The organism is uncultured Aurantimicrobium sp. (assembly GCF_936931525.1).
Classification (GTDB): domain Bacteria; phylum Actinomycetota; class Actinomycetes; order Actinomycetales; family Microbacteriaceae; genus Aurantimicrobium.
In genome coordinates this window covers 1-18,702 of the sequence record NZ_CAKZII010000151.1, presented here as the reverse complement: position 1 = coordinate 18,702, position 18,702 = coordinate 1, and the positions used below count along the sequence as shown (strand labels likewise).

Below are 18,702 nucleotides of genomic sequence, written 5' to 3'. Positions count from 1 at the left end.
TTGTGGATCTGAGGGGACTCGAACCCCTGACCCCCTGCATGCCATGCAGGTGCGCTACCAGCTGCGCCACAGACCCGGAACCTCGCATCACTGCGAGACAACTTGTTTAGATTACTACACCTCAGTGTGCTGAACGAATTCAAGAGGGATTGCAGGACAATCCTTCCAGAGACGCTCAAGACCGTAATACATGCGCTCTTCTTCATGGAAGACGTGAACAACAAGGTCACCAAAATCAAGAAGAATCCAACGACCTTCTGCACGACCTTCACGGCGAATCGTCTTCACACCAGCTTCGATCATCTTGTCTTCAATTTCGTTAGAAATTGCGATGACGTTGCGCTCGTTGCGACCCGTGACGAGAAGGAAGATGTCGACTAAAGGAAGCGGCTCTGAGATGTCGAGAGCAACTTGATCAAAGCCACCCTTTTCATCTGCAGCTTTCGCAGCAATTTGAAGCAGACGGTGGGCGTTTTCAGTAGCAGCCAATTAGAACAGTCCTAAGAAATAACCGGCAACGAATAAAGCAACCACTCCTACAGCTAAACCGGCAGCTGTGATGGAGAGGATGAAAGGCAGACGTTCGTTCATGCCACGAGGAGTCGTGACTACGCTGTTTGAGATGTTGTATGCGGAGACAGCTGATGCTGCAGAAACTGGGGCCATTCCCTGGGTGGGTGCGACTTCATCTTCATCCCTGATGACATCGATTTCTGATGTGTCCAGGTTCTCAAGGTTTGCACCAACCTGAGAAACCGAAGAGGGGATCAATATAGAACCCGTGATGACGATTTCACCAGTGGGGTTGATGGGAGCTATTGAACCTGTGGTCTCAGGAAGTGTCGGCAAGATAAGTGCGTTACTGATGACGGAGATTGATCCCGTAGTTGCAGGGACAGCATTGGCAAGGTTGCCGTATTCAATACTTACTTCGCCCGCCTCAACAACTGCCTCAGCAGCTGCTACAGCTTCAGCGATAGCAATAGCTGCTGTGGCTTCTGAGATGGTTTGCGGTTCAAGTTCTTCTTCACCGTCTTCATCATCTTCCTCTGCGTCAAGCACAGGAATGATGGTGTCTTCGATTACTTCTTGCTCTGCGATGGAGGCTTGAGCCGCAGCTTCAGCTTCTGCTTCTGCTTGAGCAAGCGCCTCAGCGGCTTTTTCAGCCTTTCTCGCCTCAGCAGCTCGAGCCTCTTCCTCAGCAGCTAAAGCAAGACGTTCTGCTTCAATACGAGCGTCTTCTGCCTCTTCTGCAGCACGTGCTTTAGCGAGTTCTTCTTCTCGAGCTAATTCTGCTTGTGCTTCTTCAGCTTCACGTGCGTGGGTTTGAGCTAATTCTTTGTCTAGTTCAAGCTGGGCTGCTTTGTCTGCTCGTGCTTGTTCAGCTTCTCGCGCAGCAGTTTCTTTAGCTTCCTGAGCTGCGGCGGCCTTCTGGGCTTTAGCTTCGAGTGCCTGAGCCTTTTTTTCCTTGCGAGCTAGACGTCGCGCTTCACCCTTAGAAGGACCTGTAGGAACATCAGTAGTTTCGACATTGACAAGTGAATCAAAACCAGAAGTTACTATTTCCCCTGTTTGATCAGAAACGGCTGCCAGTGTTTCTTCAACAGCAGATAAGGAACCTGAATCTAGAGCAGGAGCTACTGTCAGCGGCTCAATGGGACCAGTTTCAGCTGCCGTCACTGGTACAGAAACAGGTGGCACGACATTTTCAACAACAGGCTGGGTCTGAACTGTTTCAGAAACAGTAACCTGGACGGGCTCAGACGTCTCGATAGAAGGCGCTTCATCCAGACGTGCTGCAGCAGCTTCTGCTTGTGCTTCTGCGTTGGCAGCGGCAGCAGTTTCTGGTGTGATGACAGGAATCTGTCCGGTTGCTGCGATGTATTCAACAACAGCAGTGTCAGGATCGATGCCTCGTGCTTCTAGCTCACGACGAGCTTTGCGCGAAAGGTCACCGAATTCGTTCAGGACGATCTCGGGAGTATCACCACTCACGCATTTCTCCGATACAACTGATGTTCTTGAATGTACTCAGCGACTGGGCCTGGAACAAGACCTTCAAGTGAGAGTCCATTCGCAATTTGTTCACGGCACTGCGTGGACGAAATCGGCAAAGTCGATATTTCTAGCAAGTTTACGCTGGGTGAAAGCTTTGCGGGAACTTCTGGGTGTGTGCCGTGGCGAGAAACGACAACAAAGGCGGCCAAAGAAGCCAATTCTTCATAGTCTTTCCAGGTATGAATGCTCTCAAAAGCTTCGTCGCCGAGAATGAAAAAGAGTTCTGCACCGGAATAGATCTTCGCTAAATCTCGCAAAGTATCGACTGTGTATGTCGGTCCTGGCCTGTCTACATCGACTGAACTAACAGAGAAATTTTCCTGCCCCGCAATGGCGAGTTTGACCATTTCTGACCGTTGTGAAGAGGTAGCTTCCTCGTTCTTTTGCCACGGGTCGCCTGCAGGCACGAAGAGAATGTGATCTAAGTCAAGTCGTTCAAGAACGGCGCCAGCAACTGCTAAATGGCCGTTTTGTGGCGGATCGAATGTGCCACCAAGAACACCAATACGAGAGTGTTGACCGTGAACGGTCATATGAATTCGCTTAGTGGTGAGCTGCGTGGTCGCTAGCGTCAGACCACTTCTGACGGTGACGGGCTGCAACGTCCTTGTAGCTGTAAGTAACCAAGCCAAGGAAGGTGAAGAAACCGGCAGCGATAATCGCGAATGCGATTGCAGGAATAACGAGAGGGAAGCTCTCGTGACCTTCGGCGTTTGCCAGAATTTCTACAGCGTTCATTGTTACTCCACGTGTGTGTTGGTTACTAATAAAAGTCTAGTGGCGAATTTGCCCAGAACCACGGACCAACCACTTGGTTGAGGTGAGTTCAGGAAGCCCCATAGGGCCACGAGCATGAAGTTTCTGGGTTGAGATTCCCACTTCTGCGCCGAAACCAAACTCTCCACCGTCTGTGAAGCGTGTTGATGCGTTCACCATCACTACCGCTGCATCAACTTCCGCAAGGAATTTGTCAGCGTGAGCAACGTTGTTTGTCAAGATTGACTCGGTGTGCTTGGTGGAGAATCGTCGAATGTGTGAAATAGCCTCATCGAGGTCAGAAACTACTTTGACGTTCATTTCAAGACTCATGTGCTCAGTTGCATAATCTTCATCTGTAGCGACACCAGCAGCGGGAAATATCTCACGGGTTCTGGCATCACCCTTGAGTGTGACACCTGCCTCAACCAATCTGGTCAGAATCGGGGGCAGAGCTCGTGGAGCAACTGTGTCGAGAACAATGAGTGTCTCTAAGGAATTGCACACACTCGGACGTTGAACTTTTGAGTTGTGAGCGATCTCAACCGCCTGGGAGATTTCAGCACTCTCGTCAATAACGAGGTGGACTACACCAGCACCGGTTTCAATGACGGGAACTTTAGATTCCAACACAACTGCGTTAATCAAATTCGCTGATCCACGGGGAATGAGAACATCAACATACCCACGAGCTGCCATGAGCTGGGTAGCGCCTTCGCGACCTAATTCATCAATGCTTTGAACTGCCTCCGCGGGAAGTCCTACCGAGACCAAAGCTTGTTGAATCAAGCCGACGGAAACTGTGTTGGTGTTTTCCGCAGCGGAACCACCTCGAAGAACTGACGCGTTTCCACTCTTGATACACAACGCAGCAATATCAACCGTGACATTGGGTCGAGCTTCATAGATTGCCCCTACGACACCGAAAGGGACACGTACCTGACTGAGGTGAATTCCATTAGGCATGTCATTTCCACGCACGACAACACCGACAGGATCGGGAAGAGAGATCACATCACGAACAGCTTGAGCCAAGGAGGTCAGGCGCTCTGGGGTAAATCGAAGACGATCCAACAGGCCAGCAGTCATGCCATTGGATTCCCCTGCTGCTATGTCGAGGGCATTGGCAGCCAAAATCGAACTTTGATTCGCATCAATCACATCAGCAATAGCGGAGAGGGCAGCGTTCTTCTGAGCAGTGGTCAGAGTTGCCAAGGCTCGAGATGCGGTCTGAGAAGCTTCTAGCTTGGAGACTAATGCAGGAGAAAGTGTGGGGATAGCCATAACTCAATGCTACAGAAGGGAATTATTCAGCGGAGGCGTCGAACCAGGTACCCACGTTGTCACCACGAAGAGCGGAAGATACTAACGCTGCATGTGTAATCAGAACGGCAGTCCCCGATTCTGCTGCAAATTGGGCAGCAGCAGCCTTGGTGCCTGCTCCCCCGCTGCCCACACCAGCTGAACCAATGGAACCGAACTCCACGTGGTCTAGAAGATGGCCGAACGGAACGAGTTCAATGCGCTCAGCTCCGGGCTCCGCAGGAGGCTTGGTATAGATACCATCGACATCTGAAAGCAACACAAGCACATCTGCATTCACGAGCTGAGCTACCAAAGCTGCCAGGTGGTCGTTGTCACCAAAACGAATCTCTTGGGTTGCTACGGTGTCGTTTTCGTTCACAATCGGTAGCACACGAAGCTCCAGTAGCTTCTCCATTGCCAAGGCAGCATTGGACCGTGTGCTGTCATTTTCAAAGTCACCTGAGGTCAGCAAAACTTGGCCAGCAACAATGTTGGAGTGATCAAGAAGTTCTTGATAACGAACCATCAATCGGCTCTGTCCAACAGCAGCAGCAGCCTGCAACGTGGGAAGGTCCGTTGGGCGTGACGTGAGGTTGATATATGGAAAACCAGTAGCCATAGCTCCAGAGGAAACCAGCACAACTTCGGTTCCGCGGCCATGAGCTTCCGCTAAAGCTTCAACCAAGGTCTTGATTTGGTGTGCGTTCTCACCACTGATGGATGAAGAACCAACTTTAACCACAATCCTGCGAGCAGCAGGAATATCTTGACGACTACTAACTCTCATCTGCAATCTCGTCATCTACCTGCCAGAGACCTGCATCGCGTTCCCGAACAAGCTCTTCACGAGCCTCCTGCTTGGCGTCCATGAGGTCGTAATACTCATCACGTCGTTCCTTATTGGTACGACGATTGTTTTGGTTGAGGCGGTCGTCTGTTCCACGAGGACCGGTCATCAATTCTGCAGCTGAGGTCATGGTGGGCTCCCAGTCAAAGACAAGACCATTACCTTCACCGATGATGACAGTAGAACCCGCGACTGCACCCTTCTTAAAGAGCATGTCTTCAACGCCAGCCTTTGCAAGACGGTCAGCGAGGTATCCCACAGCTTCTTCGTTATTGAAGTCGGTTTGTTCCACCCAGCGTTCGGGCTTTGCACCAATGACGCGGTAGATGTTTCCGCCGGAACCGCCTTCAACGCGAATAATGTATCCCTGGTCATCCACAGCACGTGGACGCAACATGATCACAGGAATTACTTCATTCGCAAGCGCTTCCTTACGACCCTGCTCAACGAGCTCTGCAAGAGCGAAGGAAAGTTGACGCAAACCTTCGTGAGAGACGGCAGAGATTTCAAAGACCCGGTAGCCGCGTTCTTCAAGGTAAGGGCGAACCATATCTGCCAAGTCTTTGGCATCAGGAACATCAACCTTGTTCAACGCAATGAGCTGAGGACGATCAAGTAAGGGAACCTGATCTCCTGGGACGGGATATGCGGCTAGTTCGCCCAGAATCACGTCGAGGTCAGATAAAGGGTCGCGGCCTGGATCAAGGGTTGCACAGTCAATCACGTGCAGAAGTGCCGTACAGCGCTCTACGTGACGGAGGAACTCGAGACCTAAGCCCTTGCCCTCGGAGGCTCCCTCAATCAAACCTGGGACGTCTGCGATGGTGTAGCGAACCTCACCAGCTTGAACCACACCCAAATTGGGGTGCAAGGTTGTGAACGGGTAATCCGCAATCTTGGGACGTGCAGCTGAGAGTGCAGCAACCAAAGAGGACTTTCCAGCAGAGGGGTAGCCAACCAAAGCCACGTCAGCAAGCGTCTTGAGCTCGAGCATGACGTCACCCTCGAAGCCCTTTGTTCCCAGAAGCGCGAAACCAGGAGCTTTACGCTTCGTGGAAGACAAGGCTGAGTTTCCTAGGCCACCCTGACCAGCAGGCGCAACAACAACACGCATACCAGGAACGTTCATATCGGCAATCACGGTGCCGTCTGGGTCCTTGACCACGGTTCCGACTGGAACTGAAAGAACGAGTTCTTCACCCTTGAAACCTTGACGGTGATCGCCCATGCCAGGGCCACCGTGAGGAGAGTTGATGTGAGGGGCGCGGTGATAGCTCAGCAGAGTGGTGACTTGGGGGTCTGAGAAGAGAACAATATCTCCGCCATCTCCGCCGTTGCCGCCATCAGGACCAGCCAAAGGCTTGAACTTCTCGCGCTTGACTGACACACAGCCATTTCCACCGTGACCGGCTTTGAGGTGCAGGGTGACGTTATCGACAAACGTTGCCATGTCTGCTCCTTTTCTGCCGATGCTCAGGCGATTGTGTTGCGGATGTAAATAGGAAAAGGCGAGCTAAAAAGCTCGCCCTTCCTCTAAAGCTGTATGTGCTGGTGTTAGACAGTCACAATGTTGACGACCTTGCGGCCACCCTTGTTACCGAACTCAACAGCACCAGCTGCGAGGGCGAAGAGAGTGTCATCGCCACCACGGCCGACGTTAACGCCGGGGTGGAAGTGAGTGCCACGCTGACGAACGATGATTTCGCCGGCAAGAACCTTCTGACCACCGAAGCGCTTTACGCCGAGGCGCTGTGCGTTGGAGTCACGACCGTTGCGAGTGGAGCTCGCACCCTTTTTATGTGCCATCTGAGTCTCTCCTAGGCCTTACTTGATGCCGGTGATCTGAACGCGTGTGAGCTCCTGACGGTGGCCCTGACGCTTCTTGTAACCGGTCTTGTTCTTGTACTTCTGGATGATGATCTTGGGGCCGCGAAGGTCGTTGAGAACCGTAGCGGTTACCTTGACCTTTGCCAGCGATGCCTGGTCAGCGGTGATCTTGTCGCCGTCAACGAGGAGAACTGCGGGAAGCTCGATGGAGCCAGACTTGTCAGCCTTGACACGGTCCATTGTGACAATGGTGCCGACCTCTACCTTTTCCTGGCGACCGCCGGAGCGCACTACTGCGTAAACCACTTTGCTACCTAATTTCTTAAAGCTAATGAATTGTTTCTGCGTTGATTTCCTGGGCTAACCGGACTATCCGCAGAAGATTGGGGCAATCACGCTCAGAATCGAACGAGCACCAAGGTTCAAGAATAGCCACTTCTCGCACTGTGGTCAAACCAACAAGACCGGCGTGTGAGCGGGATTACTCCCCTACTGCGTTATGAATCACTTTCTGGACTCGCAGAGCCCTCACCAGTGGAGATATTTGCAGTAGAAACTCGACGTGAACGTCCACGACCCTGACCGGCAGCTTTAGGCTCTGGCAGAGCTTCGAGGACGTTTTCGAGAATAACTTCGGCCTTTTCCGCCGAAACACGGGGTTTACGCCCCTTGCCTGAAGAGACAACTGGGATATCTAGAATTTCAACGATTTCTTCAGAAGTTTCTGCGTCTACGTGATCTTCAGTGGAATGCCCCAGAGTGCTTGCCGCAATCTGAGCAAGTGCGTTCTTCGCGCCCTCAGGGATTGGGTGAGCCACAACTGCTGCAGCAGCTGGTTTATCTCCTCCGCGTCCCTTGGAACGACGACGAGGTTCTGCGGCATTTGATTCGCCGTTATTTCCCGCACGTGTCACTGGTTCGTGATGAACAATGACACCACGTCCAGCACACACCTGGCATGCCTCGGAGAAAGTCTCCAACAAGCCAAGACCTAGCTTCTTACGAGTCATCTGAACCAGGCCGAGAGAAGTTACCTCTGCAACTTGGTGCTTGGTACGGTCGCGAGACAAGCATTCGATCAGTCGACGGTGAACAAGATCACGGTTGGTTTCGAGAACCATATCGATGAAGTCGACCACGATGATGCCGCCGATGTCACGAAGACGCAGTTGACGAACGATTTCTTCGGCCGCTTCCAAGTTGTTCTTGGTAACGGTCTCTTCAAGGTTTCCACCAGAACCGACGAACTTGCCGGTGTTGACGTCAACAACGGTCATTGCTTCGGTGCGGTCAATAACGAGTGAACCACCTGAAGGTAGCCATACCTTACGGTCAAGTGCCTTCTCAATTTGCTCAGTGATGCGGTATTCATCAAAGGCGTCACGGTTTCCTTCGTATGCGGAAACGCGCTCGAGTAGTTCAGGAGCCACCTGGTTGAGGTAACTCTCAATAGTGCCCTTGGCAATATCTCCCTGAATGATCATGCGGTGGAAGTCTTCATTGAAAACATCACGAACAATCTTGATCAAGAGATCAGACTCACTGTGCAGGATGGCCGGAGCATTGTCGGTCTCAACCTTGCGAGAAATCTCTTCCCATTGCTGAGTAAGACGCTGTACATCAACGGTGAGCTGTTCTTCCGTTGCACCTTCGGCAGCAGTACGAACAATAACTCCCACATTCTCTGGAAGTACTTCCTTGAGAATGCGCTTGAGGCGAGTGCGCTCGGTGTCTGGAAGCTTGCGGCTAATCCCGTTCATCGAGCCGTTAGGAACATAAACCAAGTAGCGTCCAGGCAATGAAACCTGAGAGGTCAAGCGGGCACCCTTTTGACCAACGGGGTCCTTCGTGACCTGAACGAGAACCTTGTCTCCTGGCTTCAGTGCATTCTCAATCTTGCGAGGCTGGTTCCCGGTTTCTACGGAATCCCAATCAACTTCACCCGAATACAGAACTGCGTTACGACCGCGACCAATATCCACGAAAGCCGCTTCCATCGAAGGTAGAACGTTCTGTACCTTACCGAGATAAACGTTGCCGATGAGGCTAGCTTCAGAAGCACGAGCAACATAGTGCTCGACGAGAACATTGTCCTCGAGAACACCAATTTGGACGCGGTCTTCTTTTTCGCGAACAATCATGGCGCGATCGACAGCTTCACGACGAGCGAGGAACTCGCTTTCCGTCACGACAGTTCGACGGCGACCAGCATCACGGCCATCACGACGGCGTTGCTTTTTTGCTTCAAGACGAGTTGAACCCTTGATGCGCTGAGGTTCTGTGATCAGTTCTGGTGCACGTGGAGTGCGGATTCGCACAACAGTGTTGCCTGAATCATCCTGAATTTCACGGTTTTCACCTTGGCGCTGACGAACTCGGCGACGAACCGTGCTGCCATCAGCTGTGTCGTCTTCAACCTGACCGAAAGCGCCACGCTCTGGACGGTTATTTCGGGTCGGACGACGGTCTTCAAGTCGATCACGACCATCACGAGTGGGGATGCGGCCTTCAGAACCAGGAAGGTTTGGAGCAAAGAAGAATAAATCAGTTACCTCTTTGGCCTCAAAAGTGGGGTACTCCACCTTGGGCTCAGCAACTGCTTCTACGACTGCCTCTGCGATGATTTCAGCAGCTACTTCGATGACTACAGCTTCAGCTTCTGCTTCAGCCACGATTTCGGTCGCAACCTCTTCTGCTTCGGCAACAATAGCTTCAGCGACTACTACTGCTTCGGCCACGATGTCTTCAGCAACTTCAACGGCTTCAGAAACAACTTCTGTCACAAATTCTTCGACGTTGTTGTCTTCATTTTCGGTGTTATTCACCATCAGTGGTGTACTCCCCGTTACCCCCTGCGTCACCGCGTCACGGGGATGTAACTATTCTCGTTTGCAGAAATCCGAAGAATTCTGGCTATAAATCTTGTGTGTCTTCCCACTGATTCCGGCTTGTAGCTCTGGATCTGTGGCGGGCGATCGCGGTGATCTCCCGTGCGCATAACCGTTGTTATGCAAAGTCTTGTTTGTCACGTCGCGCGAGGCCATCGCCTTCGCACTGTTACCAGTATGTCAGGTTTCCACCCGCTGTGTGGTTCCTGAGTGTTTTCAAAGGTAGTCCAGCCATAATGAAGAGGTGAGCATGACTTCAGCTGAAACACAAAGACCCGTTGGCTTTCCTCTTTTCTTGATCCTTTCTGGACTTGTAGGACTTACGGCAGCTTTTGCGCTCACTGTTGAGAAGATTCACAAACTCCTCTTCCCCGATGAGGCAGCTTCCTGCGATTACAGCGTGATCGTTCAATGTGGGAAGAACTTGGCTTCATGGCAAGGCTCTCTGTTGGGCTTCCCCAACCCTCTCATTGGCCTGATGGCGTGGTCCGTCGTGATCACCATTGGTGTGAGCATGTTTGCTGGTGCGCGTTATGCCAATTGGTTCTGGCGCGGACTCAATCTGGGGGCGGCTATCGCCTTAGCGTTCGTTATTTGGCTGTTTAGCCAGTCTGTTTTTGTTTTAGGAACTCTGTGCCCCTGGTGCATGGTTACCTGGTCCGCCACCATCCCATTGTTCTGGGTTGTGACCTTCTGGACAATGAAAAATGGGGTGTGGGGATCCAAAGCTCAAAAACTCGGGTCAACCCTGTTGAGCTGGGTTGCCATCATCATTTTGGTGAGTTTCTTGATTGAAGCCGTGATCGCACAATTCGTTCTCAACTGGGTCGCTACGCTGTAACAATGTCTACCTCGGAATCAACTGCTGTTTCCGACAAGCTCGACCCCCGACACAAGGTCATCCTTGGCGTCATTATGGTGTCGACCTTTGTCGTATTTCTCAATGAGACGGCACTCGGTGTAGCTCTCCCCCAGATCATGGAGCAGCTGAACATTCAGCCCAGTACTGGTCAATGGCTGAACACTGCATACATGCTGACCATGGCAGTGATTATCCCTACGACAGGTTTCCTGCTTCAACGGTTCTCAACGAAACCGATGTACATCGCAGCAATGACGTTCTTCACGACAGGAACACTCGTTGCTGCACTTTCTCAGGACTTTTTTGTCCTCCTGATGGGTCGCATCCTGCAAGCTAGCGGCACAGCCATCATGATGCCCCTGTTGATGACTACCGTGATGGTTCTCGTTCCCGAGCATTTACGAGGCCGCATCAACGGAAACATCTCGTTGGTTCTTTCTGCTGCTCCGGCTCTGGGCCCGGCCTTCTCTGGCCTGGTGTTGAGTGTGTTGGATTGGCGTTGGCTGTTCTGGATCATGTTGCCTATTGGCATCGTGACCTTGATTATCGGAACCATTCGCATCTCAAACAGCCAAGAACCACGCAAGATTCCTATTGATGTCATTTCCGTCATCTTGAGCGCCTTTGCTTTCTCTGGCCTGATTTACGGCCTGAGTTCCTTCGCCGATGCAGCTCGAGGCGTTGCCACACTCTCACCATGGATTCCATTGGGAATTGGCGTCGTTTTCTTTGCTCTGTTCTTGCAGCGTCAAGCGCGTCTCCAAAAGACAGACTCCGCACTTCTCGATCTCCGAACCTTCCGTTCGCGTTCCTTCACTGAAGCAATGGGAATCATGGGCCTCGGAATGATGATTTTGTTTGGTGCAGGAATTCTTATTCCTATCTACATGCAGAATGTTCTCGGTGTTGAACCTCTCACAACAGGTCTGATGATGCTTCCCGGTGGACTCGCTATGGGTCTCCTCGGGCCAGTGGTCGGGCGCATGTATGACAAGCACGGACCACAACGACTTCTCATCCCCGGCTCGATTGCCGTCAGCGTTGCTTTTTGGACCATGACGACATTTGGAACACAGACCTCTATCTGGTTTGTGTTCGGTAGCTATTCATTACTGAGCGTGGGATTGGCATTCTTGTTCACTCCCCTCTTCGCACTGTCGCTGAGTTCAGTTCCACCCCAGCTCTACAGTTACGCAAGCGCCACTATTGGAACTTTGCAACAGCTTGCTGGTGCTGCTGGCACAGCGTTGTTCGTCACGGTGATGACCATCATCTCTGCCGGACTAAGGGACGGTGGAGCCAGTGATGTCGAAGCTCTCGCAGGCGGTATGCGATCAGCATTCTTGATTGGTGCTATTGCTTCACTTGGGCTCATTGCAATTGCCGTCATCCTCAAGCGTCCAGCCAGTACCGAAGAAATGGCACGTGAACTTCAGCACTAGAAGAAGTCTTTAAAACAAAGAAGCCCCTGCATGAGCGGGGGCTTCTTCTGTAAGTGCTGTGTTTAGTTGAACCACAGAGCCAGTTCACGTACAGCTGATTCTGGAGAATCAGAACCGTGCACCAGGTTCTGCTGAACTGCAAGACCCCAGTCCCGACCTAGGTCACCACGAATGGTGCCAGGTGCAGCAGTAGTCGGATCCGTTGTGCCTGCAAGGCTTCGGAAACCCTCGATCACGCGGTTACCTGCAAGGCGAATTGCCACGACTGGACCCGATTCCATGAAGCTCACGAGAGGTTCATAAAAAGGCTTTCCAACGTGCTCTTCGTAGTGCTTCCCCAGAAGTTCGCGATCTGCCTGCACGAGACGAATATCTACGAGGGCATAACCTTTTGCCTCGATACGGCGAAGAATTTCACCGGTGAGCCCGCGGGCAACACCATCAGGCTTTACCAGGACAAGAGTTTCTTCAATAGTTGTCATCAGTTTTCTTTCTTTTGAGAGTCAAGTTTGGCGCCCGATGTCATTGCAAAGGCCCAAATTCCAGCAAATACAGCACCAATCAAAAACAACATGGTGACGGCAAAGCCCGAGATCACGATGATGGCTTGAATAGCCCACCCCAGGATGAAGGCCCATTTGTACTTCATCATGAGAGCGATAGTGGCAAGCATCAATAAGCACACAGCTGCCCCACCACCGAGCGCTAGTGCTGGCGGCAAAGCACCCAAACCAAAAATGGTCAGTGCTGCAAGTCCCACAACAATGAGCTCAAACCCAAGGACGACCTGCCCGAGGGACGTTTGAGCTGATCGCTGGCGGGGTGCTCGAGATGTGCTCACAAAGTCCATCCTTGCGTCTCAGCGGCAAGACCGACTGTTAGACCCACCAAAGTGATGGATCCTGTCACGACGACCGCTCCCTTTTCTGAGTTAGCCGCATAGCCACGAGCCATTGCTAAAGCAACAACAGGATCAGGCTCGACAAACACCTTGTCGTCTCCAACCTTGTCAGCGACCAAGAATCCAAGTTCACGAGCAGGACGAGAACGCTCAGAGGGTGCAGTGGTCACAATGAAACGAGTAGCGAGAGGCGCCAATGCGTCAATGATGCCCTGAGCATCCTTATCTTCGAAGATGGCTAACACCACGGTGATGTCATCAAATGTGAAGTACGACTCAAGCGCTTTGGCTAGAGAAGCAGCACCGTGTGGATTGTGAGCAGCATCGACCAAAACCGTCGGATCAGCAGCTACAAGCTGCAGACGACCTGGAGATGACACTGTGGCAAAGGCCTCATCCAGAACTGCTTGTTCTAATGACTGGGAAGCTCCACCAAGGAATGCTTCAACTGCAGCAATTGCTAATGCTGCATTCTCTGCTTGATGATCGCCATACAAAGCTAGGAACAGATCGTCATAACGTCCCGCAGCACCTTGGATAGAGATGAGCTGTCCGCCAACGGCAACGGCGCGTGAAACCACCGCTATGGGATTACCCACTTCAGGGTTCTCTGTGGCGGAAACGAAGGTCAGCGTGGATTCAGTGAGATCGACGGCTTCTTCAAGAACAGCCCGAACAATAGGATCCTGAGCAGCTGAGACCACCATGGCAGAGGGCTTAATAATCCCTGACTTCGTGCGAGCGATAGCGTCAAGATCCTTGCCCAAACGATCGGTGTGATCGAGAGCAATGGGCGTAAACACAGCAACAACACCATCAGCGACGTTGGTGGAATCCCACTCTCCACCCAAACCAGCTTCAACAATGGCAACATCAACTGGTGCATCCGCAAAAGTGCCATAGGCCAGGATGGTCATCACTTCGAAGAACGTCAGACGTGGTTCGCCTTTGGCCTCAAGTTCTGCATCTACGAGCTCAACATAAGGCTTTACATCTAGCCAGTTGGTCACCAATACGTCGTCACGAACAGGAACACCATCGAGCAGAATACGTTCGTTGAACGAAACCAGATGTGGCGAGGTGAATACACCTGTGGCGAGACCGTAGGAACGAAGAATTCCTTCAATAAGTCTTGCCGTGGTGGTTTTTCCGTTAGTTCCGGCAATGTGAATTACCGGATAAGCGCGGTGGACATCACCAAGAAGCTCAACAACACGACGAGTGGGCTCTAAACGTGGTTGAGGATTTCCTTCGCCTAGACGAACTGAAAGTTCTTGGAACACCAACTGGGCTGCACGTGAATATTCATCCATCTCTGCAGGGTCGATTCCTTCGTAATCATCATCAGAAGAGAAATCGCCATTGGCAAAACCACCTGGTGTCAGATCATCACTAGACATTGACAACTCGATTCACGCGAGAAACGGCTACGACAAAGTTTCCCTCGTTGGCATACTGACCTGCTGGAATCACTGCGAAGTGCTCGGGTGCTGTTGTCAGCATTCCTGGCAACCATTCCGCTGGTGATGCCTCGATCAAGCTTGCAAGTTCAGAATGGAACGCAGGGTCATGCACACCAAACTCTGTAGCTAACGTGTCAGCGGCAATATCCGCAGCTGTATTCATCTTGAGCGCTGCAGCATCTACCTGGGAGAAACAGAACACGTTGAGATGAATACGGTCCGAGACATCAAAGCCTGCAGCTTTACGTGTGTCTTGAACAGCACGGATCACATCGCGAGCAAGGCCCTCAGCTTCAAGTTCGGGCGTGGTGACCGTATCCAGCAATACAAAACCACCCGCTGGGAGAAGTGCCAGAGCGCGGGAACTTTCACCACCTTCTCCAGTCTCGAGAGTGAGTTCGTACTCCCCCTCCACCAGGTCAACACCTCCGGCAGTCACAATTCCATTGTTCTCAGACCAGTCCCCAGCCTTAGCAGCCTGAATAATCTGCTGTACTTGCTTGCCTAAACGTGGACCTGCAGCACGAGCGTTGACGGTCAATTTGGAAGTGATGCCGTATTCGGAAGCAGAACCATCGGTGAGCTGCACCAAGGTGACCTGCTTGACGTTGAGTTCATCACGAAGGATGTCACTGAAAGAACTCAACGAATCAGAGAGTGCAGAAACAACGGTGAGGTCTGCCAATGGCAGACGAACACGCAATCCAACCTTCTTTCGCAAGGCAAGCGAAGAAGAAGTGATTTCACGAACAGCATCCATTGATGCAACGAGCTCGGGGTCTGCCGGGAAGGTTTCAGCCACTGGCCAGTCTTCGAGGTGAACAGATCGTCCACCGGTCAAGCCTTGCCAGATGTTTTCCGTCACGAGTGGCAACAAAGGCGCAGCAACACGACAGAGTGTTTCCAGAACGGTATAGAGGGTGTCGAAAGCTTGCTGAGCTTCAGCCCCACCTGTCCAGAAACGATCACGTGAACGACGGACATACCAATTCGTCAGAACATCTGCGAAGTTTCGCAGAGACTCAGCAGCATTGGTTGAGTCCAACGCATCCAAGTGTCCTTGGACTTCGAGAATAAGGTCGCGAGTTTTCGCCAGGAGGTAGCGGTCCAAAACATTAGTGCTGTCTGTTCGCCAAGTGGCTTCGTAGCCATCAGCATTGGCATAGAGCGAGAAGAAGTAATAGCTGTTCCACAGAGGAAGAAGAAGCTGACGCACACCTTCACGGATGCCTTCCTCCGTCACAACGAGGTTTCCACCTCGAAGTACAGGTGAACTCATCAAGAACCAGCGCATGGCATCTGAGCCATCACGGTTAAAGACTTCGGAAACATCCGGGTAATTGCGCAATGACTTAGACATCTTCTGTCCGTCATTACCAAGCACAATTCCGTGCGAGACCACGTTCTTGAAAGCAGGGCGATCGAACAACGCGGTTGCCAGAATGTGGAGGGTATAGAACCACCCACGTGTCTGCCCGATGTACTCCACGATGAAGTCTGCGGGGTTGTGGCTATCGAACCAGTCAGCATTCTCAAAGGGATAGTGAACTTGGGCAAAGGGCATCGAACCCGAGTCAAACCACACATCGAGCACGTCCTCGATGCGGCGCATCGTGGATTGACCGGTGGGGTCATCGGGGTTTGGGCGAGTCAGCTCATCGATGAAGGGGCGGTGTAAATCGGTTGGGCGAACGCCAAAGTCCGCTTCTAATTCATCGAGGGAGCCATAGACATCAATGCGTGGATATTCAGGGTTGTCCGACTTCCACACTGGAATGGGTGAACCCCAGTAACGGTTACGTGAGATAGACCAGTCGCGAGCATTAGCCACCCATTTGCCAAACTGACCGTCCTTGACGTTCTCAGGAACCCAATTAATCTGCTGGTTGAGCTCTTCCATGCGGTCACGGAAAGTAGTGACCGAAACAAACCAGGAAGAAACAGCACGATAAATCAAGGGCTGACGGCAACGCCAGCAGTGTGGATAGCTGTGCTCGTAGGAAGCAACACGCATCAGACGGCCTTGTTCACGAAGCAGATTGGTCAGAGGCTTGTTGGCTTCGAAAACCTGCATTCCAGCGACTTCGGGGAAACGAGAAAGGAACTTTCCGCCGTCATCGACTGAAACGCGAACACCGATTCCGGCGGTTTCGCAGACCTTCTGGTCCTCTTCACCGTATGCAGGCGCCTGGTGAACAACACCTGTACCGTCAGCGGTGGTGACGTAGTCAGCGACAAGAATCTGCCAGGCGTTTTCTTGATATTCCTCGTCATCGGCGTAGTAATCCCACAGACGGTCATAGGTAACACCGTCTAGGTCTTTGCCAATAACCGTCTTTTTTACTTCTGCCTTTGCTGCGGCAGCGTCTTCATATCCGAGGTCCTTGGCATAGTTGCCAAGGAGGTCAACAGCAATCAAGTAGTCGGCTTCACAGCACGCTGCACCATCTGCAGCACCATTGGGGCCTGCAGGAACAACGGCGTAGTGAATGTCTGGACCAACTGCCAGAGCAGCGTTGGTGGGAAGAGTCCATGGAGTGGTGGTCCAGGCAAGGGCACGAACCCCAGAAATACCAAGTTCAGATGCCATATCCCCTGTTAACGGGAATGTCACGGTTACGGACTGGTCCTGACGCATCTTATAAACGTCATCATCCATACGAAGTTCGTGGTTGGACAAAGGTGTTTCATCGTTCCAGCAATAAGGCAAAACTCGGAAGCCTTCGTAGGCCAAGCCCTTGTCATAAAGACGCTTGAAAGCCCAGATGACCGACTCCATAAATGAAATGTCGAGGGTCTTGTAATCGTTCTCGAAGTCGACCCAACGTGCCTGACGGGTGACGTATTGTTCCCATTCGCCGGTGTAGCGAAGAACGGAAGAACGAGCTTCTGCGTTGAACGCAGCAATGCCCATCTCCTCAATTTCTTCTTTCTTAGTAATACCCAGCTGACGCATTGCTTCCAGCTCCGCAGGAAGACCGTGAGTGTCCCACCCGAATCGGCGATCAACTTTCTTGCCACGCATGGTTTGGTAGCGAGGGAACAGGTCCTTGGCATATCCCGTGAGCAGGTGCCCGTAGTGAGGAAGTCCGTTGGCAAAGGGAGGCCCGTCATAGAAGACCCACTCGTCACCGTCTGCACGCTGCTCGATAGAGGCCTTGAACGTGTTGTCCTTTTCCCAGAAAGCAAGGATCTGCTCTTCAATGGCGGGGAACGACGGCGAAGGAACGATCTCGGTTTGCTGTCCGAATGCGTTACGGCGGGGATACGTCACTTAGGGCTCCAGTTGTTGAGTAAAACACTGTGCCAGGACGAAATTTCTTCCGCGGTACCACCTGAGCTTGTGAGAGTTACCTCACCGCTTATTCATGAGCAATAACGGGCTCGTCCCGTTCGGTTCTACTAAGCCCGAAGGCTGTTCTTCCGAAAACTCCCCGGTGATAGCCGGATCGGTGTTGTTACTCATCATTCTATGGGCTTTAGTACAGTAGATACATCACCATTTGAGGCATCAAGTAGGTAAACAACCCGTTTTCTTACAATGACGCGATGCCGCCCATAGAGAGCGAGAAATACCCATGACCATTACGCCCGCGAACGTTCCTGATAAGCCGGCTCTTGAAGGTCTCGAAACTCTCTGGGATACCAAATGGGAAGAGTCAGGTCTCTACCGCTTCCGCAAAGATGGACAGACTCGTGGCTCTGTCTATTCCATTGACACGCCTCCCCCAACCGCCTCTGGTTCTCTTCACATCGGCCACGTCTTCAGCTACACCCACACCGATGTCATCGCTCGTTTCCAGCGCATGCGTGGCAAGGAAGTTTTCTACCCCGCTGGATGGGATGACAATGGTCTTCCTACCGAGCGCCGTGTGCAGAACTACTACGGGGTTCGTTGCGATCCCACACTCCCCTATGTTGAGAACTTTGTCCCACCTTTCGAAGGTGGGGATAACAAGAGCTCAAAGGCTGCAGATCAACTTCCCATTAGCCGCAAGAACTTTATTGAGCTCTGCGAGAAGCTCACCGTCGAAGATGAGAAGCAGTTTGAAGATGTATGGCGTCAATTAGGTCTTTCAGTTGATTGGACTCAGACTTACCGAACAATCTCTGACGAGACCATCACCACCAGCCAACTTGCCTTTATCAATAACCATGCTCGTGGTGAGGCTTACCAAGCAATGGCACCTACTTTGTGGGATGTCACCTTCCGTACAGCAGTGGCACAGGCAGAGCTCGAAGACAAGGAAATGCCTGGTGCATACCACCGCCTGACATTCCACAAGCCTGACGGCGGTCACATTGAGATCATGACCAGCCGACCTGAGCTCCTTCCTGCATGTGTTGCCCTCG

The 18,702-nt window shown here is 52.0% G+C and carries 17 protein-coding genes and 1 tRNA gene; 3 read left to right on the top strand and 15 right to left on the bottom strand.

Annotation, left to right across the window (positions count from 1 at the left end; all coding sequences use genetic code 11):
• Positions 1-3 precede the first annotated feature (3 nt).
• The 11 genes from Q0362_RS07520 to Q0362_RS07470 all read right to left on the bottom strand — a co-directional run bounded on the left by Q0362_RS07520 (position 4) and on the right by Q0362_RS07470 (position 9,621).
• A tRNA-Ala gene (locus Q0362_RS07520) sits at positions 4-76 on the bottom strand.
• A gap of 38 nt (positions 77-114) precedes the next feature.
• Positions 115-489 (bottom strand): ribosome silencing factor, encoded by a 375-nt coding sequence (rsfS, locus tag Q0362_RS07515; protein ID WP_298122084.1) that lies wholly within the window; start codon positions 487-489, stop codon positions 115-117.
• Complete coding sequence (locus tag Q0362_RS07510) at positions 490-1,995, bottom strand: hypothetical protein (RefSeq protein ID WP_298122081.1); 1,506 nt, start codon at positions 1,993-1,995, stop codon at positions 490-492.
• The gene (gene nadD / locus Q0362_RS07505; protein ID WP_298122076.1) at positions 1,992-2,591 is read right to left on the bottom strand and encodes a nicotinate-nucleotide adenylyltransferase; all 600 of its coding nucleotides are present in this window, start codon (positions 2,589-2,591) and stop codon (positions 1,992-1,994) included. The genes Q0362_RS07510 and nadD overlap by 4 nt, the downstream gene beginning before the upstream one ends.
• A gap of 10 nt (positions 2,592-2,601) precedes the next feature.
• The gene (locus Q0362_RS07500) at positions 2,602-2,796 is read right to left on the bottom strand and encodes a hypothetical protein (RefSeq protein WP_280800326.1); all 195 of its coding nucleotides are present in this window, start codon (positions 2,794-2,796) and stop codon (positions 2,602-2,604) included.
• 36 nt (positions 2,797-2,832) lie between these two features.
• Positions 2,833-4,098, bottom strand: a complete 1,266-nt coding sequence (locus tag Q0362_RS07495) for a glutamate-5-semialdehyde dehydrogenase (protein WP_298122065.1) — start codon at positions 4,096-4,098, stop codon at positions 2,833-2,835.
• A 22-nt stretch (positions 4,099-4,120) separates the two neighbouring features.
• Complete coding sequence (gene proB, locus Q0362_RS07490) at positions 4,121-4,906, bottom strand: glutamate 5-kinase (protein ID WP_298122060.1); 786 nt, start codon at positions 4,904-4,906, stop codon at positions 4,121-4,123.
• Positions 4,896-6,416, bottom strand: a complete 1,521-nt coding sequence (obgE, locus tag Q0362_RS07485; RefSeq protein WP_298122058.1) for a GTPase ObgE — start codon at positions 6,414-6,416, stop codon at positions 4,896-4,898. Before obgE ends, proB begins: the two co-directional genes overlap by 11 nt.
• Positions 6,417-6,520: 104 nt before the next feature.
• The gene (rpmA, locus tag Q0362_RS07480) at positions 6,521-6,772 is read right to left on the bottom strand and encodes a 50S ribosomal protein L27 (RefSeq protein ID WP_096381303.1); all 252 of its coding nucleotides are present in this window, start codon (positions 6,770-6,772) and stop codon (positions 6,521-6,523) included.
• An 18-nt stretch (positions 6,773-6,790) separates the two neighbouring features.
• Positions 6,791-7,099 carry a 50S ribosomal protein L21 gene (rplU, locus tag Q0362_RS07475; protein ID WP_110233480.1) on the bottom strand — a complete coding sequence of 103 codons (309 nt, stop codon included), beginning with the start codon at positions 7,097-7,099 and terminating at the stop codon, positions 6,791-6,793.
• A 191-nt stretch (positions 7,100-7,290) separates the two neighbouring features.
• Positions 7,291-9,621 carry an Rne/Rng family ribonuclease gene (locus tag Q0362_RS07470; protein ID WP_298122045.1) on the bottom strand — a complete coding sequence of 777 codons (2,331 nt, stop codon included), beginning with the start codon at positions 9,619-9,621 and terminating at the stop codon, positions 7,291-7,293.
• A gap of 310 nt (positions 9,622-9,931) precedes the next feature.
• Between Q0362_RS07470 and Q0362_RS07465 the strand changes: the two genes are divergently transcribed.
• A complete protein-coding gene (locus tag Q0362_RS07465; protein ID WP_298122042.1) occupies positions 9,932-10,522 on the top strand; it encodes a vitamin K epoxide reductase family protein in 591 nt (196 codons plus the stop codon).
• Positions 10,523-10,524: 2 nt separating this feature from the next.
• Positions 10,525-11,985, top strand: coding sequence for a DHA2 family efflux MFS transporter permease subunit (locus Q0362_RS07460; RefSeq protein WP_298122037.1), 1,461 nt, complete (start codon positions 10,525-10,527; stop codon positions 11,983-11,985).
• A gap of 62 nt (positions 11,986-12,047) precedes the next feature.
• Here Q0362_RS07460 and ndk read toward each other — a convergent pair whose 3' ends face one another.
• From ndk to ileS, 4 genes are read right to left on the bottom strand one after another with little or no spacing between them, the layout of a single operon-like run.
• On the bottom strand, positions 12,048-12,467 hold the full coding sequence (gene ndk / locus Q0362_RS07455; protein WP_298122032.1) for a nucleoside-diphosphate kinase: 420 nt from the start codon (positions 12,465-12,467) through the stop codon (positions 12,048-12,050).
• Positions 12,467-12,826, bottom strand: a complete 360-nt coding sequence (locus Q0362_RS07450; RefSeq protein WP_298122029.1) for a DUF4233 domain-containing protein — start codon at positions 12,824-12,826, stop codon at positions 12,467-12,469. Before Q0362_RS07450 ends, ndk begins: the two co-directional genes overlap by 1 nt.
• A complete protein-coding gene (locus tag Q0362_RS07445) occupies positions 12,823-14,286 on the bottom strand; it encodes a Mur ligase family protein (RefSeq protein WP_366099788.1) in 1,464 nt (487 codons plus the stop codon). Before Q0362_RS07445 ends, Q0362_RS07450 begins: the two co-directional genes overlap by 4 nt.
• Positions 14,279-17,623, bottom strand: coding sequence for an isoleucine--tRNA ligase (ileS, locus tag Q0362_RS07440; protein ID WP_298122026.1), 3,345 nt, complete (start codon positions 17,621-17,623; stop codon positions 14,279-14,281). The genes Q0362_RS07445 and ileS overlap by 8 nt, the downstream gene beginning before the upstream one ends.
• A 304-nt stretch (positions 17,624-17,927) precedes the next feature.
• On the opposite strand from ileS, the gene Q0362_RS07435 reads away from it, so the two are divergent.
• Positions 17,928-18,702 (top strand): class I tRNA ligase family protein (locus tag Q0362_RS07435; RefSeq protein ID WP_298122023.1); only part of this gene is annotated, 775 nt, incomplete at its 3' end.

What these genes read in the sequence shown, in the direction of transcription:
- Q0362_RS07445 (WP_366099788.1), bottom strand. Translation starts at nt 14,286, where the DNA reads ATGTCTAGTGATGATCTGACACCAGGTGGTTTTGCCAATGGCGATTTC.
- Q0362_RS07465 (WP_298122042.1), top strand. Translation starts at nt 9,932, where the DNA reads ATGACTTCAGCTGAAACACAAAGACCCGTTGGCTTTCCTCTTTTCTTG.
- rpmA (WP_096381303.1), bottom strand. Translation starts at nt 6,772, where the DNA reads ATGGCACATAAAAAGGGTGCGAGCTCCACTCGCAACGGTCGTGACTCC.
- Q0362_RS07500 (WP_280800326.1), bottom strand. Translation starts at nt 2,796, where the DNA reads ATGAACGCTGTAGAAATTCTGGCAAACGCCGAAGGTCACGAGAGCTTC.
- Q0362_RS07470 (WP_298122045.1), bottom strand. Translation starts at nt 9,621, where the DNA reads ATGGTGAATAACACCGAAAATGAAGACAACAACGTCGAAGAATTTGTG.
- proB (WP_298122060.1), bottom strand. Translation starts at nt 4,906, where the DNA reads ATGAGAGTTAGTAGTCGTCAAGATATTCCTGCTGCTCGCAGGATTGTG.
- obgE (WP_298122058.1), bottom strand. Translation starts at nt 6,416, where the DNA reads ATGGCAACGTTTGTCGATAACGTCACCCTGCACCTCAAAGCCGGTCAC.
- ndk (WP_298122032.1), bottom strand. Translation starts at nt 12,467, where the DNA reads ATGACAACTATTGAAGAAACTCTTGTCCTGGTAAAGCCTGATGGTGTT.
- Q0362_RS07460 (WP_298122037.1), top strand. Translation starts at nt 10,525, where the DNA reads ATGTCTACCTCGGAATCAACTGCTGTTTCCGACAAGCTCGACCCCCGA.
- nadD (WP_298122076.1), bottom strand. Translation starts at nt 2,591, where the DNA reads ATGACCGTTCACGGTCAACACTCTCGTATTGGTGTTCTTGGTGGCACA.
- Q0362_RS07495 (WP_298122065.1), bottom strand. Translation starts at nt 4,098, where the DNA reads ATGGCTATCCCCACACTTTCTCCTGCATTAGTCTCCAAGCTAGAAGCT.